Raw genomic sequence first — 23,181 nt, 5'->3', positions numbered from 1 at the left:
CTCAGGCCTCCTGTTTTTTCAGCATGGCCAGGCTCAGCCCGGTGAAGGCGGCGAAGAAGCCCAGCAGTGCCAGGCACTGCGGCCACAGCTCGCGCAGGCCCAAGGCCTTGGTGAAGGTGCCGACGGCGATGTCGAGGAAGTAGCCGGCCGGGAACAACTGGCCCATCAGCGCCGCCGCGCCGTCCAGCGACGAGCGTGGCACGATCAGGCCGGAGAACTGGATGGTAGGCAGGCTGGTGATGATCATGGTGCCGAGGATCGCCGCGATCTGCGTGCGGGTGAATGCCGAGATCAGCAGGCCCAGGCTGGTGGTCGCCAGCAGGTAGGCCAGGCCGCCGCAGGCCAGGGCCAGCGGGCTGCCCTTGAGCGGCACGCCGAACAGCCAGCGGTTCATCGCCACCAGCAGCGCCAGGTTGACCAGGCTCACCGCAAGGTAGGGCGCCTGCTTGCCGAGCAGGAACTCCAGGCGGGTCAGCGGGGTGGCGTAGAAGTTGGTGATCGAGCCCAGTTCCTTTTCCCGCACGATGCCCAGCGCGGTGAGCATGGCCGGGATGAAGGCCAGGATCAGCGCCATGACGCCGGGGCCGATGGCGTTCACGCTGACCACGTCCTGGTTGTAGCGAAAGCGTGTCTCCAGGCGTACCGGCTGCTGGCGCGCCACCGGGTGCGGGCCGAGGGCGGCCAGCTGCTCCAGGTTGGCCTGGTGCACGGCCTCGACGTAGTTGCGGCTGGTCTCGGCGCGGAACGGCATGCCGCCATCGAGCCACGCGGCCACCACCGGCTGGCGCCCGGCATGCAGGTCGCGACCAAAGCCCGGCGGGATCTCCAGGGCCAGCTTGATCTCCGAGCGTTGCAGGCGCTGGTGCAACTGGCGGGCATCGCGGATCGGCGCCTGTTCGGCGAAATAGCGCGAGCCCCGGAAGGCCTCGAGGTAGGCGCGGCTCTGCGGGCTCTGGTCCTGGTCGTACACGGCGAAGGCGAGGTTCTCCACATCCAGCGAAATGCCATAGCCGAAGATCACCATCATGAACAACGCCCCTGCCAGGGCGAAGGCCAGACGCACCTTGTCGCGCAGCAGCTCTTTGCCTTCGCGGCTGGCTACGGCCAGCAGGCGACGCAGACTGAAGGCCTGGCGCAGGGCGGGCGCTGGGGCAGCGGCCTGATCCAGCGTGGTGTCGGCTTGTGTCTGGGGGGGCGCGTCCTGGGCCTGTTCGAGACAACGCACGAACGCGTCTTCCAGGGTGTCGCCACCGAACCTGACTTGCAGGGCCTGCGGGGTGTCGCAGGCCAGCACCCGGCCGGCGTGCATCAGCGAGATGCGGTCGCAGCGCAGGGCTTCGTTCATGAAATGGGTGGACAGGAAGATGGTCACGCCCTGCTCGCGGGACAACTCCACCAGCAGGCGCCAGAAGTCGTCGCGGGCCGCCGGGTCGACACCCGAGGTCGGCTCGTCGAGGATCAGCACTTCCGGGCGGTGCAATACCGCCACGGCCAGCGACAGGCGCTGGCGCAGGCCCAGGGGCAGGGCGCCGGACGGCTGGTCGGCGATGGCGCCTAAGTCGAAGCGTTCGATGAGCTCGGCGATGCGCGGCGCGCTGTCGGCCTTGGCCAGGTCGAACAGGCGAGCGTGCAGTTCGAGGTTCTGCCGGGCGCTCAACTCGCCATACAGCGAATAGCTCTGGGACATGAAGCCGACCCGCTTGCGCGTGGCCAGGTCGCCAGCATCCACCGGGCGGCCAAGCAGACTGGCGCTGCCCTCGCTGGCCGGCATCAGGCCGGTGAGCACCTTCATGGTGGTGGTCTTGCCGCAGCCGTTGGAGCCGAGGAAACCGAAGATCTCGCCGCGGCCGATGGCGAAGCTGACCTTATTCACCGCGGTGAAGTCGCCGAAACGCAGGGTCAGGTCGTGGGCCTCGATGGCAATCGGCCCGCCGTCGGCCTGGCGTGGCGGGATGCGCAAGGGCTCGGGCTGTGGTCGTCCGGCGCCCTGGAAGTGGGTGAAGGCGTCGTCCAGCTTGCCGCTGGGCGTAATCGCCGCCAGTTCGCGGCTGAGGCCGGCGGCCAGCAGGCGGCCAGCGTCGAGCATCAGGCAATGCTCGAACTGCTCGGCCTCCTCCATGTAGGCGGTGGCCACCAGCAGGGTCAGTTGCGGGCGCTGGGCGCGCACCTGCTCGACCAGCTCCCAGAAGCGCCGCCGTGACAGTGGATCGACGCCGGTGGTCGGCTCGTCGAGGATAAGCAGGTCCGGTTCGTGGATCAGCGCGCAGCACAACCCCAGTTTCTGCTTCATGCCGCCCGAGAGCTTGCCGGCCGGGCGTTCGGCGAAGCGCTCCAGGTCGGTGGCGCGCAGCAGGCTGGTCATGCGCTGCTCGCATTCGGCGCGGCCCAGGCCGAACAGAGTGGCGAAGAAACGGATGTTTTCGCGGATCGACAACTCCGGGTACAGGTTGTTGCCCAGGCCCTGGGGCATGAAGGCGACCTTGGGATACAGCGCGGTGCGGTGGCGGCGTTGGCGGATCGAGCCGCCGAGTACCTGCAACTCGCCCTGTTGCAGGCGCTTGACCCCGGCGATCAGCCCGAGCAGGGTCGACTTGCCGGCGCCATCCGGGCCGATCAGGCCGCAGCGGGTCCCGGCCGGCAGGCTGAACGCGAGGCTGTGCAGGGCCTGCAGGTCGCCATAGCGGTGGCTGACCCCTTCGGCCCGCAGGGCGATCGCCGCGTTCATTGCAGGTTGGCCGGCCAGCCCACGTCGGCGGTGCGCACGTACCCGGCGCCGGGCATGCCCGGCTTGGCCTGGGGCACGGCGCTCGGTTCGGTCAGGCGCAGCTTGACCCGGAACACCAGTTTTTGCCGCTCATCGCGGGTCTCGACCTGCTTCGGGGTGAACTGCGCCTTGGCCGCGACGAACGCCACCTTGGCCGGCAGGGCCTTGTCCGGCAGGGCGTCGAGCACGATCCGCGCCTGGTCGCCGACGGTCAACCGGCCGGTGGTGGCGGCGGGCAGGTAGAGGTTCATGTACTGGTCGCTGGGGTCGATCAGCATCAGCACCCGGCCGCCTGCGCCGAGTACTTCGCCGGGCTCTGCCAGGCGCAGTTGGATGATGCCGTCGATGGGCGCGCGCAGGCTGCTGTCGTCGATTTCGCTGGTGAGCTGGGCGACCTGGGCCTCGGCGGCGCCGATGGCGGCCTTGATCGCCGCCAGCTGGGCCCGGGCCGCGACCAAGGCCGCGGTGGCGGTGTCGTAGCGGGCCTGCTGCTGGTCGAGCAACTGCTGGCTGGCGAACTTGCGCTGGTAGATCTCGCGAATCCGCTTAAGCTCCTGGCTGGCCAGCAACAGCTCGCTCTGGCGCAACTGCACGCTGGCTTGTGCAGCGGCGTAGTTCTCCCGGGCGCGCAGCACTTCGGCCTCGGCCTGGCTGCGCTGGGCTTCCATCGTGCGGGTGTCGATGCGCGCCAGCAACTGGCCGCGGGTGACCTTGTCGCCTTCGTCGACCAGCACCTCGGCCAGGCGTCCGGGGATCTTGCTGGCGATCTGCACCTCGGTGGACTCGAGGCGCCCGTTGCCCATGCTCAGGCCTTCGGGCAGGCGGTCGTGAAGGGACTTCCAGTAGCCCAGCCCGCCTGCCGCCAGCAACAGCAATACCAAGGCGGAGGCGAAGATTCTGGGGGCTTTTCGATTCATCGGTCTGCATCCTGCGGCTGGCACGCCTTATCCTGGCGCGACGCGCTTCCTTGCGCGTTGATATTAGTCAAACCCCTGACAATAGCCGCACAATCAGCTCAGCGCGAGAATCGCGGCCCATTGCTCGGCGCTCACCGGCATCACCGACAGGCGGCTGCCTTTGTGCACCAGGGGCAGTTCCTCGAGCGCCGCCTGCTGCTTGAGCAGGCCCAGGCCGAGTACCTGGCGGAACGTCCGCACATGCTCGACATCCACTGCGCTCCATGGGTTTTTCTCGGCGCTGGCCTTGGCGTCGTGGTAGTGGCTGCGCGGATCCAGGGCGGTCGGGTCCGGGTAGGCGGCGGTGCTGATTCGGGCGATACCGGCGATACCCGGTTGCGGGCAACTGGAGTGGTAGAAGAAGAACTCGTCGCCTACGCTCATGGCCCGCAGGAAGTTGCGCGCCTGGTAGTTGCGCACCCCGTCCCAGCGGGCGCTGCCCAGGCGTGCCAGGGCTTCGATGGAAAGCTCGTCGGGCTCGGATTTCATCAGCCAGTAGGCCATGGAGGCTGCTCCTGAAAAAGTTTGAAATAACTCGTTGCATGAAACCGACAGTCGGTTGGCGTCAACGTTTGCCTGGCGGCTCATGTTGTCGGAAAATGCGCCGATTTTAAGCTATACGCTCCGGCAGCCATCAAGAAAGCCGCCGAGCCTGGACAGTTGTTCTTGGGGGGCAATCAATGAAACAACGTAAACCGGACCTGCTCTGGATCCTGGCGTTCATCTTCGGGCTGGGCGTGGTCACCACCGGTTACGCGCAAGGTTTGTGGGAACGCAAGCTGGATGCCGCCTATCAGCAGGCGCCTGTCGATCCGGCGCAGCAACAGCACCGCTGATTCCCCTTCGCGCGCCTCACTTGGGCGCCAGGTACCAGCCACGGTCCGAGACCGTGCCTTGCAACGGTACATCCCAGCTCGCCTGGTTGAGTCGCTCCACTTTCTGGCATTCGTGCGCCAGCCCCAGCAGCAGTGGTTTTTTCCACGCCTTGCGCCGGCCCTGGTAGGCCAGGCTGCGGTCATAGAAGCCTCCGCCCATGCCCAGGCGTCCCCCCACCTCGTCGAAACCGACCAGCGGCAGCAGGATCAGGTCCAGCGCCCAGATCGGCCGTTGCCGCTTGCGTTCGATCACCGGCTCCAGGATGCGAAACCGGTTCGGGCGCAGTGCCTCGCCGGCCTCGAAGCGCTGGAACACCATGCGCGTGCGCGGCCAGGCGTGCAGCACCGGCAGGTAGACGCGCTTGCCGCGCTTGTGCGCCTCGCGCAGCAGCAGGCGCGGGTCGATCTCGCCGTCGTTGGGCAGGTACAGGGCGATATGCCGGGCGCGGCGGAACAGCGGATCCTGCGCCAGTTGGCGATACAGGCCTTCGGCGGCCTGGCGTTGCTGGGCGGGTGTGAGGGCGCGGCGAGCGTTGCGCAGGAGACGGCGAAGCTGGGGGCGGGTAAGCGGCGCGGTGTCGGTCATGGCACGGGCGATCCCAGAAGAAACGAAAAGCCCGCCGTTGGAGGCGGGCAGTTCTGAATGCAGGCTCCCCGACAAGACCGCTATCGGTGTAGCCCTTGAACCCGAAAGTTCAAGGTGGAGATTGCAGGGGGCGTTAAGGCTTTCCGTCGGGCGGACATGCACACCTGCCCCAGCGTGCAACCCCCGTGGTTGTGCGTATCGGCTCAGGGACATAACCGACTGGCGCATCCCCCAGGGAGTGGCGCCAGTATACCAATCTCAGTCGTTTTTGCTAACCGGATCGTCGGACAGGGCCTGGTCGACCCGCTCCAGCAGGTCGCGCACCTGCTCGCGGGTGGTGCCACCGCTGGTCACTTCGGGGCGTTCCTGGCGGTGCAGCAGCTCGTGGGTGATATTCAGCGCGGCCATCACGGCGATGCGGTCGGCACCGATCACCTTGCCGCTGCTGCGGATCTCGCGCATCTTGCCGTCCAGGTAACGGGCGGCGCCGACCAGGTTGTTGCGCTCCTCGGGCGGGCAGATGATCGAGTATTCCTTGTCGAGGATCTGGACGGTGACGCTATTGCTTGAACTCATGAGTCTTGCTCCAGGGCCTTGAGGCGCAGGATCATCGATTCGATCTTGCGTTTGGCGATCTCGTTCTTTTCGATCAGGTGGGCGCGCTCCTCGCGCCAGGTTCGTTCCTGAGCTACTAAGAGTGCATTTTGCCGCTTTAGTTGCTCGACCCGTTCGATCAGCAACTCGAACCGGCCCATCAGCGCTTGCAGGTCGTTCTCTTGCATGGATTGCACTCGATTCCTTGACTCGCCTGACGATCATGCCTGCCCCAAGGGCGCGACGGCCAGTGCCGATGGTCTTGGCGCGCCTGCCGGTGCTAGGATACAAGGTCTCCATTCTAGTCATTGCGCCGTCTGGCGCCTAGCTGCCCATGCCCAATACCCAATCGCCCTACATCGCCTTCGCCATGTTGCTTTCGAGCAATGGCCACCCTGTCACTCCCGCCGAGCTGCATGGCCTGCTGATCGGCCGCAGCTGCGCCGGCGCCGGCTTCGATGCCGATGCCTGGCTGGCCGACGCCGCCCAGCTGCTCGAGACCGAGCCCGGTGACTCGGTGCGCAACGCCCTGGTCGGCCTGCAAGAGATGGTCAAGGCCGAGCTGACCGGCGAGGACGTCGCCATCGTCCTGCTGCTGCCTTCCGACGACGCCGCGCTGGCCGACCGTGCCACCGCGCTGGGGCAGTGGTGCCAGGGCTTCATCACCGGTTTCGGCCTGAACGCCGGCGGCAAGGACCTGTCCACCGATGCCAAGGAAGTGCTCCAGGACCTGGTGGCCATTTCCCAGGTCCAGGAAGCGCTGGAAGAGTCCGAGGACGGCGAGAGCGACTACATGGAAGTCATGGAGTACCTGCGCGTCGCCCCGCTGCTGCTGTACACGGAGCTGGCCAAGCCGCAAGCGCCCGCGCCAAAGCCATCGCTGCACTGATCTGAACGGGGTCGTTTGCCCATGAGCCACATACCCAAGGCGGAGTACGCCCGTCGGCGCAAGGCGCTGATGGCGCAGATGGTCCCCAACAGTATCGCCATCCTGCCGGCGGCCGCGGTTGCCATCCGCAACCGCGATGTCGAGCATGTCTACCGCCAGGACAGCGATTTCCAGTACCTGAGCGGCTTTCCTGAACCCGAGGCGGTGATCGCCCTGATTCCGGGACGCGAGCATGGCGAGTACGTATTGTTCTGCCGCGAGCGCAATCCCGAACGCGAGCAATGGGACGGCCTGCGCGCCGGCCAGGAAGGCGCGGTGCGCGATTTCGGCGCCGACGACGCCTTCCCCATCAGCGATATCGACGAGATCCTGCCGGGCCTGATCGAAGGGCGCGAGCGGGTCTACAGCAACATGGGCAGCAACCCCGAGTTCGACCGCCGGCTGATGGAGTGGATCAACGTGATCCGTTCCAAGGCCCGCCTCGGCGCCCAGCCGCCGAACGAGTTCGTTGCCCTGGATCATCTGCTGCACGACATGCGCCTGTATAAATCGGCGGCGGAAGTGAAGGTCATGCGCGAGGCCGCGGCGATTTCCGCCCGGGCCCACGTGCGCGCCATGCAGGCCTGCCGCCCCGGACTGCACGAGTACAGCCTGGAAGCCGAACTGGACTACGAGTTCCGCAAGGGCGGGGCGAAGATGCCGGCCTACGGCTCGATCGTCGCCGCCGGGCGCAATGGCTGCATCCTGCACTACCAGCAGAACGACGCGCCGCTCAAGGACGGCGACCTGGTCCTGATCGACGCAGGTTGCGAGATCGATTGCTACGCCAGCGACATCACCCGCACCTTCCCGGTCAGCGGGCGGTTCTCGCCGGAACAGAAAGCCATCTATGAGCTGGTGCTCGCGGCCCAGGCCGCGGCGTTCGCCGAGATCGCCCCGGGCAAGCACTGGAACCACGCCCACGAGGCGACCGTGCGGGTGATTACCGAAGGGTTGGTGGCGCTGGGGCTGCTCAAGGGCGAGGTGCAGGCATTGATCGACAGCGAGGCCTACCGCGCCTTCTACATGCACCGCGCCGGACACTGGCTGGGCATGGATGTGCACGACGTGGGCGAATACAAGGTCGGTGGCCAGTGGCGCGTGCTCGAGCCGGGCATGGCGCTGACCGTCGAGCCTGGCATTTACATCGCTGCCGACAACCAGGCGGTGGCGAAGAAATGGCGCGGCATCGGGGTAAGGATCGAGGACGACGTGGTGGTGACCAGACAAGGCTGTGAAATCCTGACTTCAGGCGTGCCACGCACGGTCGCCGAGATCGAGGCGCTGATGCGAGACGCCCGCAAGGACGCCGCATGAACCGAGTCAACCTGGCGATCATCGGTGGCGGCCTGGTCGGCGCGAGCCTGGCCCTGACGCTGCAGGGCGCGGCCAAGGCCCGTGGCTGGAAGATCCTGCTGATCGAGCCGTTCGCGCCCGGCGACAGTTTCCAGCCCAGCTATGACGCACGTTCCTCGGCGCTGTCCTACGGCACCCGGCAGATCTACGATCGCCTGGGGTTGTGGCAGACCATCAGCCGCCGCGCCGAGCCGATCCGGCAGATCCAGGTGTCCGACCGCGGCCGCTTCGGCGCCACCCGCCTGGACGCCCTGGAAGAAGGCGTGCCGGCTCTCGGCTATGTGGTGGAGAACGCCTGGCTTGGCCAGTGCCTGTGGCAGGCCATCGACGACGAAGTGATCAGTTGGCGTTGCCCGGCGCAGGTGCAGGCGATGCAGGCTATTGCCGGCGGCTATCGCTTGCAGCTGGATGACGACACGTCGCTGGAATGCGACCTGGCGGTGCTGGCCGACGGTGGTCGTTCGGGCCTGCGCGAGCAACTGGGCATCCATGTGCGCAACACGCCCTATGACCAGAGCGCGCTGATCGCCAACATCACCCCGGGCGAAGCCCACGCCGGCCAGGCGTTCGAGCGCTTCACCGAACAAGGGCCGATGGCCTTGCTGCCGCTGGCGGACAACCGCTGCGCGCTGGTCTGGACCCGCCAGGGGATGGACGCCAGGCGGCTGGCCGAGCTCGACGAGCGCAGCTTCCTGCGCGAGCTGCAGGAGGCCTTCGGTTACCGCCTCGGCGCCTTGCGCCAGGTCGGTGCCCGCCATCTCTATCCGCTGTCGCTGGTCGAGGCCGAGGAGCAGGTACGCCCGCACCTGGTGGTGCTGGGCAACGCCGCCCACAGCCTGCACCCGATCGCCGGCCAGGGCTTCAACCTGTCGCTGCGCGACGTGCAGTCGCTGGCGGACGCCCTGCTGGCCGGCCCGGCGTTGCCGGGCGACCTGGCCACGCTGCAGGCATACCACCAGCGCCAGCGCCTCGACCAGGCCCTGACCATCGGCTTCTCCGACCAGGTCACCCGCCTGTTCGGCAGCAGCCAGCCATTGCTGGCTGCCGGGCGCAACCTCGGCCTGCTCGGCCTGGACCTGCTGCCGCCGGCGAAAAGCTGGTTCGCCCGCCAGGCCATGGGCCTGGGCACGCGCCCCGACCCGCGAGGTCGCCCATGAGCGCGGCGCGCAGGCTCGCACGGCGGGCGCGGATGCTGCGCTGGCTGCTGAACTTCTACCCGCCCTACCTGGGCGCCGGCATCCATATCCAGCAAATCAGCCCGGACATGCGCAGCGTCAAGGTGCGCATGAAGCTGACGCGGTGGAATCGCAACTACGTCGGCACCCAGTTCGGTGGCAGCCTGTACGCGATGGTCGACCCGTTCTACATGCTGCTGCTGATCGAGCAGCTGGGGCGTGACTACATCGTCTGGGACAAGGCCGCCAGCATTGATTTCATCACCCCGGGCAAGGGCCCGGTGTATGCCGAATTCCACGTCGACGACGCGCTGCTGGACGAGATCCGCCAGCAGACCGCCAGCGGCAAGAAGTACCTGCCCCGGCTGCAGGTGGAGATCCGTGACGGTGCCGGCGAGCTGGTGGCGCGGGTCGACAAAACCCTATACGTGCGGCTCAAGCCGCAAGCGAGGCAGGCGTAAGGCATGGAAATGCGCGCAGATCTGTTGATTGTCGGTGCCGGTATGGTCGGCAGTGCCCTGGCCTTGGCCTTGCGCCACAGTGGCCTGGAGGTGCTCCTGCTCGACGGCGGGCCGATGACGGTCAAGCCGTTTGACGGCGAGGCACCTTTCGAGCCGCGGGTAAGCGCCCTGTCGGCGGCCAGCCAGCGCATTCTCGAGCGCCTCGGGGCCTGGGACGGCATCGCCCGTCGCCGTGTCTCGCCGTATTCGGACATGCACGTCTGGGACGGTAGCGGCACTGGCGAGATCCATTTCTCCGCGGCCAGCGTGCATGCCGAGGTGCTGGGTCACATCGTCGAGAACCGCGTGGTCCAGGACGGCCTGCTGGAGCGCCTGCACGACAGCGATGTCGGGCTGCTGGCCAACGCCCGCCTGGAGCAGCTGCGCCGCTCCGGCGATGAGTGGCTGCTGACCCTGGCCGATGGCCGCAAGCTGCGCGCGCCGCTGGTGATCGCAGCCGATGGCGCCAACTCGGCGGTACGCCGCCTGGCCGGCTGCGCGACCCGTGAATGGGATTACCTGCACCACGCCATCGTCACCAGCGTGCGCTGCAGCGAGGCGCACCGGGCCACGGCCTGGCAGCGTTTCACCGACGAAGGCCCGCTGGCATTCCTGCCGCTCAGCCGCGATGGTCGCCAGGACTGGTGCTCGATCGTCTGGTCGACCACCCCGGAGCAGGCCGAGCAGGCTATGGCGATGGACGACGCGAGCTTCCGCCAGGCACTGGAACGGGCGTTCGAGGGGAGTCTGGGCGATGTGCTGGAGGCGGATCCGCGGGTCTGCGTGCCGCTGCGCCAGCGCCATGCCAAGCGCTACGTGGAGGAGGGGCTGGCGCTGATCGGCGATGCCGCCCACACCATTCACCCGTTGGCCGGGCAGGGGGTCAACCTGGGCTTTCTCGATGCCGCGGTGCTGGCCGAGGAACTGGTCCGCGCCTGCGAGCGTGGCGAGCGCCTGGCCGATGTGAAGGTGCTGAGCCGTTTCGAGCGGCGACGCATGCCGCACAACCTGGCGTTGATGGCGGCGATGGAAGGCTTCGAGCGGTTGTTCCAGGCCAATCCGCTGCCCTTGCGCTGGTTGCGCAACAGCGGCTTGAAGCTGGTTGAGCAGATGCCCGAGGCCAAGGCGCTGTTCGTGCGCCAGGCGCTGGGGTTGTCCGGAGATCTGCCGGCGCTGGCCAGGGCCTGATATCGCTGGGCCGCTGACATTGTGGGAGCCGGCTTGCCGGCGAAAGGACTGCGCAGCGGCCCTTTGCAACATCCGGTAACGGCTAAGCAGATGAGCAGGAAAATGGGATTCACTACCATTTACACCTCTCAACCCAGCGAGGAGTCCCCCGATGTTGCCCCGCAAGCCCCTAATGGCCGCCCTGGCCCTCACTCTCTTCGGCGGCACCGCCCAGGCGGCCGATGAAGTGGTGGTGTACTCCTCGCGCATCGACGAGCTGATCAAACCGGTGTTCGACGCCTATACCGCCAAGACCGGCGTCAAGATCAAGTTCATCACCGACAAGGAAGCTCCGTTGATGCAGCGCATCAAGGCCGAGGGCGAGAACGGCGTGGCCGACCTGCTGCTCACCGTCGATGCCGGCAACCTCTGGCAGGCCGAACAGATGGGCATCCTGCAGCCGATCAAGTCGGCGGTCATCGACCAGAATATCCCGCCGCAGTACCGTGCCTCGTCCCATGACTGGACTGGCCTGAGCCTGCGCGCGCGGACCATCGCCTACTCCACCGACCGGGTCAAACCGGCGGAGCTGACCACCTACGAGGCTCTGGCCGACAAGCACTGGGAGGGCCGCCTGTGCCTGCGCACGGCGAAGAAGGTCTACAACCAGTCGCTGACCGCCACGCTGATCGAAAACCACGGCGAGGCCGAGACCGAGAAGCTGATCAAGGGCTGGGTCAACAACCTGTCCACCGATGTGTTCTCCGACGACACCGCGGTGCTCCAGGCCATTGCCGCCGGCCAGTGCGACGTGGGCATCGTCAACACCTACTACTACGGGCGCCTGCACAAGGAGAAGCCCGACCTGCCGGTGAAGCTGTTCTGGCCCAACCAGGCTGATCGCGGCGTGCACGTCAACCTGTCGGGCATCGGCCTGACCAAGCACGCACCGCATCCGGAAGCGGCGAAGAAACTGGTGGAGTGGATGACCGGCGAAGAGGCGCAGAAGCTGTTCGCCGACATCAACCAGGAGTTCCCGGCCAATTCGAAGGTCAAGCCTTCTGCGGAAGTCGCGGCCTGGGGCAGCTTCAAGGCCGACAGCATTCCGGTGGAAGTCGCCGGCAAGCGCCAGGCCGAAGCCATTCGTTTGATGGACCGGGCTGGCTGGAACTGAGCCTGTCGCCTTATCCTTGAGAACCAATCGCGGGGCAAGCCCGCTCCCACGAACCATGCAGACGTGGGGGCGGGCTTGCCCCGCGATGCTATCGCCCAGTCATCGAGACCTTCGATTTGCCTCACACCCCCCAACGCCGCTGGTACCTGCCGGTCTCCCTGACCGCCGCCCTGGTCCTGCTCCCGCTGAGTGTCCTGCTGCTGTCCTGGCAATCGGTCGATATGCAGATCTGGTCGCACCTGCTCGACACCCAGATGGGCCGCCTGCTGGGTAACACCCTCACGCTGGTGGTCGGCGTTGGCGCCGGCGTGACCGTGCTGGGGGTGAGCCTGGCCTGGCTGACCAGCCTCTGTGAATTTCCCGGTCGGCGCTGGCTGGACTGGGCGTTGATGCTGCCGTTCGCGATTCCGGCCTATGTCCTGGCGTTCGTCTTCGTCGGTCTGCTGGACTTCGCAGGCCCCGTGCAGACGGCGCTGCGCGAGGTGTTCGGGCCCATGCGCCTGCCGCGGGTACGTTCCACCGGCGGGGTGATCACAGTATTGGTGCTGGTGTTCTATCCCTACGTTTACCTGCTGGCGCGCACCGCGTTCCTGGCCCAGGGCAAGGGCCTGATGGAGGCCGCGCGGGTGCTCGGGCTGTCGCCGTTGCAGGCGTTCTGGCGGGTGGCCCTGCCCATGGCGCGCCCGGCCATCGGCGCCGGTATCGCCCTGGCACTGATGGAGACCCTGGCCGACTTCGGCGCGGTGGCGGTGTTCAACTTCGACACCTTCACCACCGCCATCTACAAGACCTGGTACGGCTTCTTCAGCCTGTCCAGCGCGGCGCAGCTGGCCAGCCTGCTGCTGCTGGCGGTGATGCTGGTACTGTATGGCGAGCGCCGTGCCCGGGGCGCCAGCCGCAGTGGCAACGAGCGACCACGGGGCCAGGCACTGTATAACTTGCGGGGCATCAAGGCCCTGGCCGCCAGCGGCTGGTGCCTGTTGGTGTTCGCCTGCGCCTTCGTCATCCCGATGCTGCAGTTGCTGGCGTGGTTCTGGCAGCGGGGCCGGCATGACCTGGACGAGCGCTACCTCGGCCTGGTCATGCACACCCTGTATCTCGGCGCCATGGCGGCGCTGATCACGGTCAGCGTGGCCATGCTGATGGCCTTCGCCCGGCGCCAGGCACCGACCACGGCCATCCGTGCCGGGGTCGGCCTGGCCAATCTCGGCTATGCCTTGCCGGGTTCGGTGCTGGCGGTGTCGATCATGCTGGCGTTCAGCTACCTGGACAACCAGCTGGTGGTGCCGCTGTCGCAATGGTTGGGCGGGGTGGGCAAGCCATTGTTGCTGGGCAGCCTGTCGGCCCTGCTGCTGGCCTACCTGGTGCGGTTCATCGCCGTGGCCTATGGCCCGCTGGAAAGCAGCCTGGAGCGGATCCGCCCGTCGTTGCCGGAGGCGTCACGCAGCCTCGGGGTCGCCGGGCCGGGATTGTTTTTCAAGGTGTATCTGCCGCTGCTGGTGCCCGGTGCGCTCAGCGCCGCCCTGCTGGTGTTCGTCGACGTGTTGAAGGAGATGCCGGCGACCCTGCTGATGCGCCCGTTCGGCTGGGACACCCTGGCCGTGCGTGTGTTCGAGATGACCAGCGAGGGCGAATGGGCACGGGCCTCGCTGCCGGCCCTGACCCTGGTGCTGGTCGGTCTGCTGCCGGTGATCGGCCTGATCCGTCGCTCGGCCCATCGTCCGGGACACCCGCGCTGAGGGTGTCACGCCGCTTCCTTGCGGCTACAATGCGCGGCATTCGCAGCGACGGGTCCTACAAGAACAGGTGATGCCTGAACATCGCCGACCGCCGCCGCCTCGCCACGCCCGGAAGGAGAAACCCATGGGACAGCGTACGCCTCTGTATGACCTGCACCTGGCGCTCGGCGCCAAGACGGTCGATTTCGGCGGATGGGACATGCCCCTGCATTACGGCTCGCAAGTCGAGGAGCACCACCAGGTGCGCAGCGACTGCGGGGTCTTCGATGTCTCCCATATGACCGTCATCGATATCGAAGGTTGCGCCGCCACGCCCTGGCTGCAACACCTGCTGGCCAATGACGTGACGCGTCTGGAAAGCCCCGGCAAGGCCCTCTACAGCCCTTTGCTCAACGCCGATGGCGGGGTGATCGACGACCTGATCGCCTACCGCACCGAGGACGGCTATCGCCTGGTGGCCAACGCCGCTACCCGCGACAAGGTACTGGCTTGGCTGCAAGCGCAGAGCGAAGGATTCAAGGTTGGCTTCAAAGTCCGCCCCGAACTGGCCATCCTCGCCATCCAGGGCCCCCATGCCCGGGAAAAGGTCGCCGCCCTGCTCAGCGCCTCGCGTGCCGCGCTGATCCGCGAACTGCGCCCCTTCGAAGGCCTCGCCGACGGTGACTGGTTCATCGCCCGCACCGGTTACACCGGCGAGGACGGCCTGGAGATCATCCTTCCCGGCGAGCAGGCCCCGGCATTCTTCAACGACCTGGTCGGCGCCGGTATTGCCCCGAGCGGCCTGGGCGCGCGTGACACCCTGCGCCTGGAAGCCGGCATGAACCTATATGGCCAGGACATCGACGAAGCCCATACCCCGCTGACCTCCAACCTGGGCTGGAGCGTCGCCTGGGAGCCGGCAAGCCGCGAGTTCATCGGCCGTGCCGGCCTGCTGGCGGAAATCGAGCAGGGCGTGAAGGAAAAACTGGTCGGCCTGGTGCTCGAGGAGCGCGGAGTACTGCGTGCCCACCAGGTGGTCCGTGTATCCGGGATTGGCGAAGGAGAGATCACCAGTGGTAGTTTCTCGCCTACGCTGAGCAAATCCATTGCCTTGGCCCGCGTGCCCATGGCCACCGGCGACCGTGCCGAAGTGGAGATCCGCGGCAAGTGGTACCCGGTGCGGGTGGTCAAGCCGACCTTCGTGCGCCATGGCAAGATCCTGATCTGAACACTCAAATGGCGGGCCGACCGCTGACCCAATCGAGGAAGACAAGACATGAGCAATATCCCCGCCGACCTGCGTTTTGCCGAAAGCCATGAATGGGCCCGCCTGGAAGCCGATGGCACAGTGACCGTGGGTATCAGCGACCACGCCCAGGAAGCCCTGGGTGACGTGGTGTTCGTCGAGCTGGCCGAAGTCGGCAAGGTGTTCGCTGCTGGCGACGCCGCTGGCGTGGTCGAGTCGGTCAAGGCTGCGTCGGACATCTACGCACCGGTAAGCGGCGAGGTGATCGCGGTCAACGAAGAACTGGCCGATAGCCCGGAGCTGCTCAACGAAGAACCCTACGAGTCGTGGATCTTCAAGCTCAAGCCAAGCAACCCGGCTGAGCTGGGCAAGCTGCTGGATGCCGCTGGTTACGCAGCCCTGATCGGCGAGTGACAGGACTGGCCTCATCGTGGGGGAGGGCTTGCCCCGCGATGAGGCCTGCACGGCCAATGCAATAATCCCCGCACATCCGGCAATCCTTCCTAGACTTGTAAGTCTCCCATGAGAACTGGTCCAGGAAGAGATCGTCGCCATGTCCCAGTCGCCATCCCTGCATCAACTGCAAGAGCCCAACCCCTTCCTGCGCCGCCACCTGGGGCCCGATGCCCAGGAGCAGCAGGCCATGCTCGATGCCCTCGGCGTCGCCAGCCGCAGCGAGCTGATCGAGCAGACGGTGCCGCCCGGCATCCGCTTCAACCGCCCGCTGGACCTGCCGCCGGCTCTCGATGAGCAGGCCGCGCTGGCCAGGCTGGCGGGCCATGCCGCGCAGAACCAGCTGTGGACAAGCCTGATCGGCATGGGCTACCACGCGACCATCACCCCCACCGTCATCCTGCGCAACGTGCTGGAGAATCCCGGCTGGTACACCGCCTACACGCCCTATCAGCCGGAGATCGCCCAGGGGCGCCTGGAGGCGCTGCTGAACTACCAGCAGATGGTCATCGACCTCACCGGCCTGGCCCTGGCCAATGCCTCGTTGCTCGACGAGGCCACCGCCGCCGCCGAGGCCATGGCCATGGCCAGGCGCGTGGCGCGCAGCAAGAGCAACGCCTTCTTCGCCGACGAGCACTGCCACCCGCAGACCCTGTCGGTGCTCAAGACCCGGGCCGAGGGCTTCGGTTTCGAGTTGATCATCGATTCTGTGGATAACCTGGCCAAGCACAAGGTGTTCGGGGCGTTGCTGCAGTACCCGGACACCCATGGCGAGGTGCGCGACCTGCGCCCGCTGATCGACCAGTTGCACGCCCAGCAGGCCCTGGCCTGCGTCGCCGCCGATATCCTCAGCCTGGTGGTGCTCACGCCGCCGGGCGAACTGGGAGCCGACGTGGTGCTCGGCTCGACCCAGCGCTTTGGCGTGCCGATGGGCTACGGTGGGCCGCATGCGGCCTATTTCGCCTGCCGCGACGACTACAAGCGGGCCATGCCCGGGCGCATCATCGGGGTGTCCCGCGATGCCCGCGGCAACACCGCGCTGCGCATGGCCCTGCAGACTCGCGAGCAGCACATTCGCCGGGAGAAGGCCAATTCCAATATCTGCACAGCCCAGGTGCTGCTGGCCAACATCGCCGGCTTCTACGCCGTCTACCACGGCCCCGAGGGCCTGCAGCGCATCGCCCAGCGGGTGCACCGGCTGACCTTCATCCTTGCCGCCGGCCTCGAGGCGAAGGGCATCAAGCGCCTCAATCAGCACTTTTTCGACACTCTGACCCTGGATGTCGGCGGTACCCAGGCGGCGATCATCGAGAGCGCCGAGGCCGCCCGCATCAACCTGCGCATCCTCGGACGCGGGCACCTGGGCGTGAGCCTGGACGAAACCTGTAACGAAGCCACGGTGCTCAAGCTGCTGGATATCTTCCTCGGCGTCGACCATGGCCTGGACATCGCCACGCTCGACCAGCAGGCGCTGCCCGAGGGCATCCCTGGGGCGCTGATGCGCCGTACGCCAATCCTCGGGCATCCGGTGTTCAACCTGCACCACAGCGAAACCGAGATGCTGCGCTACCTCAAGCAGCTGGAGAACAAGGACCTGGCGCTGAACCAGTCGATGATTCCGCTGGGCTCGTGCACCATGAAGCTCAATGCCAGCAGCGAGATGATCCCCATCACCTGGCCGGAGTTCGCCCTGCCGCATCCCTTCGCCCCGGCCGCCCAGGTGCAAGGCTACAAGGCGATGATCGACGAGCTGGAAAGCTGGTTGTGCGCGATCACCGGCTTTGACGCCATCTGTATGCAGCCCAACTCCGGTGCCCAGGGCGAATATGCCGGGCTCATGGCCATCACCCGTTACCACCGCAGCCGCCACCAGCCCGGGCGCACCTTGTGCCTGATTCCGTCCTCGGCCCATGGCACCAACCCGGCATCGGCGCAGATGGCCGGCATGGAGGTGGTGATCGTGGAGTGCGACGAAGACGGCAACGTCGATCTCGACGACCTCAAGGCCAAGGCCCGGGCCGCCGGCGAGCGGCTGTCATGCCTGATGGTGACCTACCCCTCCACCCACGGCGTGTACGAGGAGGGGATCCGCGAGATCTGCGAGGTGGTGCACCAGCATGGCGGGCAGGTGTACATGGACGGCGCCAACCTCAATGCCCAGGTCGGGCTGGCGCGACCGGCGGACATCGGTGCCGACGTCTCGCACATGAACCTGCACAAGACCTTCTGCATCCCCCATGGCGGTGGTGGCCCGGGCATGGGGCCGATCGGCATTCGCGCCCACCTCAAGCCGTTCGTCGCCAGCCACCCGGTGGTGCCGGTGCCGGGGTTGGAGCCGACCAACAGCGCGGTGAGCGCGGCGCCCTGGGGCAGTGCCAGCATCCTGCCGATCAGCTGGATGTACATCGCCATGATGGGGCCGCAACTGGCCGATGCCAGCGAGGTGGCGATCCTGTCCGCCAACTACCTGGCCAGCCAACTGCGCGATGCCTTCCCGGTGCTCTACCGTGGGCGCAACCAGCGGGTGGCCCATGAGTGCATCTTCGACCTGCGGCCACTCAAGGCGCTGACCGGCATCACCGAGGAAGATGTGGCCAAGCGCCTGATGGACTACGGCTTCCATGCGCCGACCATGTCGTTCCCAGTGCCGGGCACGCTGATGGTCGAGCCCACCGAGAGCGAGTCGAAAGCCGAACTGGACCGTTTCGTCGAGGCGATGCTGGCGATCAGGGCCGAGATTGCCCAAGTTCAGGAGGGCAACTGGCCGGCCGAGGACAATCCGCTCAAGCATGCGCCGCACACCCTGGCCGACGTGCTCGCGCCCTGGGACCGGCCGTACAGCATCGAGCAGGGCATCGCCCCCAGCGCTCACGCGCGTCAGCACAAGTACTGGCCGGCGGTGAACCGGGTCGACAACGTGTATGGAGACAGGAACCTGTTCTGTGCGTGCGTGCCGGTGGAGGCGTATCGCTAGCGTCTGGCGTGGGAGGGGAAACTGTCTTGCATTGGGGCCGCTGTGCGGCCCATCGCCGGCTTGCCTGCGATGGGCTGCAAAGCAGCCCGGGACTTACTCGGCCACGGCGTTCTTGGCCAGGATCGCGTTGGCCAGTTCCATGTCGCTGGCCTGGACGCCCGGGTTGTCCGCGCGTACCTGGCGAATCGCGGCTTCCAGGAACGGACCGCGGATGGCGCCCTCACTGGCGACGAAGCTGCCGGCATCGTCCTGGGCGGCGACGATCAGTTTGTGGTCCTTGAAGGTCAGGTAGGTCGAGGCAGTGGTGGCACCGGAGGAGATGATGTTGCGCCAGAACGTGTCGGCCATGGCCGAGCCGAGGGGCAGCGAACAGAGGACGGTGGCTGCGATGGCTGTTTTGAAACGCATGATGAATCACCTCGGTCGATGAGGGCTGTCGGAATGCCGATTTGATCCGTTTTACCGCGGCCAAGTTCCCGACCACACGGGAGATTTCTTACTTATCCACAGACCCGTAGCACCTCCTCGATGGAGGTCAGCCGTTGCTCGGCCAGGCGGCTTCCGCTGCGGCGCAGGTCGTGCAGGCCATCAGCGATCGCCTGCTGGCGCAGGACTTCCAGGTCGGCGCCTGGGGTGATGCGCTGGCGTAGCGCGCTGTCGACCCGTAGCAGCTCGAACAGCCCGGTGCGGCCATGAAAGCCGCTGCCCCGACAGGTCTGGCAGGCGGGGCGATCGGTGTGTTCCATGCCTTGGCAGGCAGGACACAAGGTGCGCACCAGCCGTTGGGCCATAACCCCCAGCAACGTGGCCCTGATCAGGTAGTCGGCCACCTTCAGCTCCTGCAGGCGGGTGATTGCCGCGCAGGCATCGTCGGTGTGCAAGGTGGACAGTACCAGGTGGCCGGTCAGCGCCGCCTGTACCGCCACTTGGGCGGTTTCCTGGTCGCGGATCTCGCCGATCATGATGATGTCCGGATCCTGCCGCAGCAGAGCGCGCACGCCATCGGCGAAGCCCAGGCCCAGGCCGGGTTGCACCTGTAGCTGGTTGATCGCCGGCTCCAGGCGCTCGATGGGGTCCTCGATGCTGCACAGGTTGACCTGGGGCGTGGCCAGGTGGCGCAGGCTGGCGTAGAGGGTGCTGGTCTTGCCCGAGCCAGTGGGGCCGGTTACCAGCAGGATGCCCTGGCGCCGTTGCAGCAGGGTTTTCCACTGGGCCAGCAAGGGCGCCTCCAGGCCGAGGTGCTCGAGGGTTTCATGGCGTAGCTGCGGATCGAACAGACGCAGCACCAGCTTCTCGCCGAATGGCGTGGGCAACGTGGACAGGCGCAGCTCGATCTGCGCGCCATCCGGCAGGCGGCTTTTCAGGCGGCCGTCCTGGGGCCGACGCTTCTCCGCCACGTTCATCCGACCCAGGTGCTTCAGGCGGCTGACCATGGCCAGTGCGACGCCCGCCGGGAAGGCGTAGACAGGGTACAGCAGGCCATCGATGCGCAGGCGCAGGTGGCCCAGTTCGCGGCGCGGTTCCAGGTGAATATCACTGGCACGCTGCTCGATGGCGTACTGCAGCACCCAGTCGACAATGCGCACCACATGCTGATCCTCGGCGCCCGCTTGGGCCTGGCTGGCACCCAGCTCCAGCAGCTGCTCCAGTTCGCCGAGCCCGGGCGCCGGGGGCTGCTGGGCATTGCGCAGTGAACGCGCCAGGCCGAAGAAGGTGGGCGTCAGTTGGCGGATCTGCCGGGGGCTGGCCAGCACACGTTGCACGCGCTTGCCCAGGCCGTGGCACAGGTCGGCCTCCCAGTCACGTCGATAGGGTTGGGCGCTGGCCACGGTCACGCTGCTGTCGTCCAGCGCCACGGCGAGGATGCCGTGACGTTCGGCGAAGGCCGCTGACATCAGGCTGGCAACCTGTGCCAGGTCGACCTGCAGCGGGTCGATGTGCAGGAATGGCTGGCCCACCTGATCGGCCAACCAGTGGCAGAGCGCATGCAGGTCCAGGTGCTGGCCAGGGTGTAACGGATCTGCCAGGGCCAGAGCGGCGATCAGCTCCAGGGGATGCTCGTCAGGGTGTTGCCTGGCCCGCTCGAGCGCCTTGAGCGCATCGCAGGCGGCGATCCGCTGTTCGGCGAGCAAGGCGTCGAGCAGCCGGTTCAGGTCCAGGTCTTGGCTAGCGTTGGCAAACATGGCGAGATCCCTGCCAGGTGATCCATGACGCTGGCAAGGCTAGTCAGAGGACGCAATGGTGGGGTGAATAAAGGGTTTCGGAATCTTGCCAGGGGGCGTTCAGGCCGAGGCGGCCTGCGCCAGGCGTGGCCGGCACTCCAGGCTGACATCGGCCACGCAGACCAGGTTGCGCAGCTTCTGCGCGATGACTTCGGCGCGGTGCCAGCTCAGGCCGCCGATGCCGATTTCCATGTCCAGCAGGTCATCGCACTGGTTGACCTGGACGCTATGTGGTGTGAGGAACTGCAGGGCGAACAGGTTGAGCACCCGGCACAGGCTGTCCGGTTCCGCCTCGGCCTGCAGGCGATAGTGGACGGTGCTGTGGGCGGTGTTGGGGGCCCAGGCATCGATCCTGGGCTGTTCGGCTGAGTGCATGGCGTTTCTCCACGAAAGTGAAGAAATTCTTGCACGCTGGCGGTGGTATTTTTTCGCTATGATTTGAGCGTTTTCTATCTATTGAGAATAGTTTAATTCGCAAAGTTGAGTTCTGGAGAATTGATAATGCATGGTGGATTGGATGCCTATGATCGGCGCATCCTCGAGCTGCTGCAGGAGGACGCGTCGCTGTCCAGCGCGCAGATCGCCGAGCGCGTGGGCCTGTCGCAGTCGCCATGCTGGCGGCGCATCCAGCGCTTGAGGGAGGAGGGCGTGATCCGCGGGCAGGTGACCCTGCTGGATCGCAAGAAGGTGGGGCTGAACACGCAGATCTTTGCCGAGGTGAAACTCAATGCGCATGGGCGCTCGAACTTCGCCGAGTTCACCGAGGCGATCCGCGGGTTTCCCGAAGTGCTGGAATGCTACGTGCTGATGGGGGCGGTGGACTTCCTGCTGCGCATCGTTACCTCGGATATCGAGGCTTATGAGCGGTTCTTCTTCGAGAAGCTGTCGAACGTGCCGGGTATCCAGGAAGTGAACTCGATCGTGGCGTTGTCGGAGATCAAGTCGACCACGAGCTTGCCATTGAGACCCTGACGAGTCGATCGCGGGGCAAGTCGCAACGGCGCACCGCCGCTCCCACGAAGTGCAGGAGCGGGCAGCGCGGACTCAGGCCTTGAGCAGGTGTTTCCAGGCGCGGTTCTGCTCAATGGCGCGGGCCTGCTCGATACGGGCTTCGAGCAGTTCTTCCTTGCCTTCTTCCACCAGGGGGTGCTCGGCCAGTTCGTGCAGCTTGTTCAGCTCGCCGTAGAGGCGGTCCTGTTGCGGCAGGTCCAGCACCTGGCGGGCGTGGTGCAGCCAGCTCTGCACGCATTCGATGCGTGGCAGCTGTTCGGCCAGGTCTTCCGGGCGCTGCACGTACAGCGGCAGCTTCAGGGCGCGAGACTCCTCACCCAGCAGGTGCTGCAGCCAGCTGGCCAGCTGCGCCTTGCCCTGGCGCTCGCCACGGCCCTTGCGCTCGGCGGTCCAGGCGCGGGCGCTCAGCCAACGTGCGGTCTCCAGGGAGAACTGGCCCCAGCGCGGGTCTTCCAGTTCTTCGGCGAACTGCTCGGGGGCGGCGCGGCGAATGTCCTCGTCATCGTTGCCGGCCAGCACCAGCGGGCGCCAGTCTTCCAGCAGCGCGTCGAGGCTGGCGCGCAGGGCACGGGTGGTCGGGCGCGGCGCGGCCTGGCCGAGGCTTGCGGTGAGGGCGCGCAGTTCGGCCAGGCAGCGGACCCAGTCCTGCAGCAGGCGCCAGTGGCCATTGTGGCGATACTGCTCGGCCAAGCGCTGGCTGCTGCCCAGCAGTTGCCAGGCGAGGGCGGCGTAGGCGTCGTCCAGCGGCATCTCGGCCTGCAGTTCGGTCACCGGCAGGCCCAACTCGTAGCTGTCCGGATCGAGCAGGCGGTAGCCGCGCTCGGCCTTGCTGATGTCGCAGGGCATCAGTGGCAGGCTGGCGGCCAGCTCGGCGGCCAGCTCCAACAGCGCCTCAGGGGGACCTTCACGCAGTTCCAGCTCCAGCTCGCAGATTTCTTCCTTGCGCTTGCCGGCGATCACGAAACCTTGGTCCAGCGCGGCCTCGATCACCACCTTCGCCTTGCCACGGCCCCAGGCGATCTCGGCGTACTCGCGGGTGAAGTCGGTGGTGAACAGCGGCTTGATGGTCTTCTTGTCCAGCTCGGCCAGTTGCTCGGGCCAGCAGGTGGCGTCGAGCTTCTTCAGGTCGAGCTTGACCTTGTCCAGGTGCCACTCGTGCTCGTTGCGCTCGGACAGGCCGGCGACGCTCTGACCACGGCACTTGAGGGTCTGGATGATGACCTCGCCATCACGGCGAAGGCGCAGGGCGACACGGGCGGCGGACAGGTCGCGCTCGGGGGTGTCGAAGTACTGGTTGAGCAATTCGCGGGTCTGCCAGCCGGACTTGTTGCGCTTCTTCAGCAGGGGGTGCTCGCGCAGGGCGGCAAGGGTCTCGCGGCTGGCGCGGAGTTTGAGTTCGGTTTCTTTGTGCATCGCGGGCTCGGAAGGAGGGGCATCGTTGCTGGGCAGTCTACAGTACTTGCTCCACGAGGATGCTGTGGA

At 66.6% G+C, this 23,181-nt stretch carries 22 protein-coding genes and 1 other RNA gene; 12 read left to right on the top strand and 11 right to left on the bottom strand.

Features of this window, described 5'->3' with window-relative positions; genetic code table 11:
• Position 1: 1 nt before the first annotated feature.
• From rbbA to AC25M7_RS01695, 3 genes are all read right to left on the bottom strand, one after another.
• On the bottom strand, positions 2-2,725 hold the full coding sequence (rbbA, locus tag AC25M7_RS01705) for a ribosome-associated ATPase/putative transporter RbbA (RefSeq protein ID WP_486970657.1): 2,724 nt from the start codon (positions 2,723-2,725) through the stop codon (positions 2-4).
• On the bottom strand, positions 2,722-3,681 hold the full coding sequence (locus AC25M7_RS01700) for an HlyD family secretion protein (RefSeq protein WP_028688565.1): 960 nt from the start codon (positions 3,679-3,681) through the stop codon (positions 2,722-2,724). The genes rbbA and AC25M7_RS01700 overlap by 4 nt, the downstream gene beginning before the upstream one ends.
• Before the next feature lie 93 nt (positions 3,682-3,774).
• Positions 3,775-4,224: an EVE domain-containing protein gene (locus AC25M7_RS01695; RefSeq protein WP_028688564.1), complete on the bottom strand. Its 450-nt coding sequence runs from the start codon at positions 4,222-4,224 to the stop codon at positions 3,775-3,777.
• 176 nt (positions 4,225-4,400) lie between these two features.
• On the opposite strand from AC25M7_RS01695, the gene AC25M7_RS01690 reads away from it, so the two are divergent.
• Positions 4,401-4,556 carry a hypothetical protein gene (locus AC25M7_RS01690; protein ID WP_011536298.1) on the top strand — a complete coding sequence of 52 codons (156 nt, stop codon included), beginning with the start codon at positions 4,401-4,403 and terminating at the stop codon, positions 4,554-4,556.
• A gap of 16 nt (positions 4,557-4,572) precedes the next feature.
• On the opposite strand, the gene AC25M7_RS01685 is transcribed toward AC25M7_RS01690, so the two are convergent.
• The 4 genes from AC25M7_RS01685 to AC25M7_RS01670 all read right to left on the bottom strand — a co-directional run bounded on the left by AC25M7_RS01685 (position 4,573) and on the right by AC25M7_RS01670 (position 5,963).
• Complete coding sequence (locus AC25M7_RS01685) at positions 4,573-5,181, bottom strand: 5-formyltetrahydrofolate cyclo-ligase (protein ID WP_028688563.1); 609 nt, start codon at positions 5,179-5,181, stop codon at positions 4,573-4,575.
• A gap of 61 nt (positions 5,182-5,242) precedes the next feature.
• Positions 5,243-5,422: non-coding RNA, 6S RNA (gene ssrS / locus AC25M7_RS01680), on the bottom strand.
• A 17-nt stretch (positions 5,423-5,439) separates the two neighbouring features.
• Positions 5,440-5,757: a cell division protein ZapA gene (locus tag AC25M7_RS01675; protein WP_028688562.1), complete on the bottom strand. Its 318-nt coding sequence runs from the start codon at positions 5,755-5,757 to the stop codon at positions 5,440-5,442.
• Positions 5,754-5,963, bottom strand: coding sequence for a TIGR02449 family protein (locus AC25M7_RS01670; protein ID WP_028688561.1), 210 nt, complete (start codon positions 5,961-5,963; stop codon positions 5,754-5,756). The genes AC25M7_RS01675 and AC25M7_RS01670 overlap by 4 nt, the downstream gene beginning before the upstream one ends.
• Before the next feature lie 146 nt (positions 5,964-6,109).
• Here AC25M7_RS01670 and AC25M7_RS01665 point away from each other — a divergent pair, with 146 nt between their 5' ends.
• The 10 genes from AC25M7_RS01665 to gcvP all read left to right on the top strand — a co-directional run bounded on the left by AC25M7_RS01665 (position 6,110) and on the right by gcvP (position 18,466).
• A complete protein-coding gene (locus AC25M7_RS01665) occupies positions 6,110-6,664 on the top strand; it encodes a YecA/YgfB family protein (protein WP_028688560.1) in 555 nt (184 codons plus the stop codon).
• 21 nt (positions 6,665-6,685) lie between these two features.
• Positions 6,686-8,020, top strand: a complete 1,335-nt coding sequence (gene pepP, locus AC25M7_RS01660) for a Xaa-Pro aminopeptidase (RefSeq protein WP_028688559.1) — start codon at positions 6,686-6,688, stop codon at positions 8,018-8,020.
• A complete protein-coding gene (gene ubiH, locus AC25M7_RS01655) occupies positions 8,017-9,216 on the top strand; it encodes a 2-octaprenyl-6-methoxyphenyl hydroxylase (protein WP_486970656.1) in 1,200 nt (399 codons plus the stop codon). Before pepP ends, ubiH begins: the two co-directional genes overlap by 4 nt.
• Positions 9,213-9,695, top strand: a complete 483-nt coding sequence (locus AC25M7_RS01650; RefSeq protein WP_241411350.1) for a DUF4442 domain-containing protein — start codon at positions 9,213-9,215, stop codon at positions 9,693-9,695. Before ubiH ends, AC25M7_RS01650 begins: the two co-directional genes overlap by 4 nt.
• A gap of 9 nt (positions 9,696-9,704) precedes the next feature.
• Positions 9,705-10,922, top strand: a complete 1,218-nt coding sequence (locus AC25M7_RS01645) for a 2-octaprenyl-3-methyl-6-methoxy-1,4-benzoquinol hydroxylase (RefSeq protein ID WP_486970729.1) — start codon at positions 9,705-9,707, stop codon at positions 10,920-10,922.
• 151 nt (positions 10,923-11,073) lie between these two features.
• Complete coding sequence (locus AC25M7_RS01640) at positions 11,074-12,075, top strand: extracellular solute-binding protein (RefSeq protein WP_028688555.1); 1,002 nt, start codon at positions 11,074-11,076, stop codon at positions 12,073-12,075.
• 116 nt (positions 12,076-12,191) lie between these two features.
• Positions 12,192-13,814, top strand: a complete 1,623-nt coding sequence (locus AC25M7_RS01635) for an ABC transporter permease (RefSeq protein WP_486970655.1) — start codon at positions 12,192-12,194, stop codon at positions 13,812-13,814.
• Between the two features lie 124 nt (positions 13,815-13,938).
• Positions 13,939-15,021: a glycine cleavage system aminomethyltransferase GcvT gene (gcvT, locus tag AC25M7_RS01630; RefSeq protein ID WP_028688553.1), complete on the top strand. Its 1,083-nt coding sequence runs from the start codon at positions 13,939-13,941 to the stop codon at positions 15,019-15,021.
• Positions 15,022-15,069: 48 nt separating this feature from the next.
• Positions 15,070-15,453, top strand: coding sequence for a glycine cleavage system protein GcvH (gene gcvH / locus AC25M7_RS01625; RefSeq protein ID WP_028688552.1), 384 nt, complete (start codon positions 15,070-15,072; stop codon positions 15,451-15,453).
• Positions 15,454-15,592: 139 nt separating this feature from the next.
• On the top strand, positions 15,593-18,466 hold the full coding sequence (gcvP, locus tag AC25M7_RS01620) for an aminomethyl-transferring glycine dehydrogenase (protein ID WP_486970654.1): 2,874 nt from the start codon (positions 15,593-15,595) through the stop codon (positions 18,464-18,466).
• A gap of 93 nt (positions 18,467-18,559) precedes the next feature.
• Here the strand turns inward: gcvP and AC25M7_RS01615 are convergent, their stop codons facing one another.
• The 3 genes from AC25M7_RS01615 to AC25M7_RS01605 all read right to left on the bottom strand — a co-directional run bounded on the left by AC25M7_RS01615 (position 18,560) and on the right by AC25M7_RS01605 (position 21,063).
• On the bottom strand, positions 18,560-18,874 hold the full coding sequence (locus AC25M7_RS01615; protein ID WP_028688550.1) for a DUF2388 domain-containing protein: 315 nt from the start codon (positions 18,872-18,874) through the stop codon (positions 18,560-18,562).
• A 92-nt stretch (positions 18,875-18,966) separates the two neighbouring features.
• Positions 18,967-20,649, bottom strand: a complete 1,683-nt coding sequence (locus AC25M7_RS01610; RefSeq protein WP_062359872.1) for a GspE/PulE family protein — start codon at positions 20,647-20,649, stop codon at positions 18,967-18,969.
• Positions 20,650-20,748: 99 nt separating this feature from the next.
• The gene (locus AC25M7_RS01605) at positions 20,749-21,063 is read right to left on the bottom strand and encodes a hypothetical protein (protein WP_062359870.1); all 315 of its coding nucleotides are present in this window, start codon (positions 21,061-21,063) and stop codon (positions 20,749-20,751) included.
• 126 nt (positions 21,064-21,189) lie between these two features.
• On the opposite strand from AC25M7_RS01605, the gene AC25M7_RS01600 reads away from it, so the two are divergent.
• Complete coding sequence (locus AC25M7_RS01600) at positions 21,190-21,660, top strand: Lrp/AsnC family transcriptional regulator (protein WP_062359868.1); 471 nt, start codon at positions 21,190-21,192, stop codon at positions 21,658-21,660.
• Between the two features lie 72 nt (positions 21,661-21,732).
• Here AC25M7_RS01600 and AC25M7_RS01595 read toward each other — a convergent pair whose 3' ends face one another.
• Complete coding sequence (locus AC25M7_RS01595) at positions 21,733-23,112, bottom strand: CYTH domain-containing protein (protein WP_062359866.1); 1,380 nt, start codon at positions 23,110-23,112, stop codon at positions 21,733-21,735.
• Between the last annotated feature and the right edge of the window lie 69 nt (positions 23,113-23,181).

It is taken from the genome of Pseudomonas sp. P106(2024) (assembly GCF_057480815.1).
The sequence above is the reverse complement of the archived record's forward strand: the minus strand, read 5'-3'. Positions and strand labels throughout refer to the sequence as shown.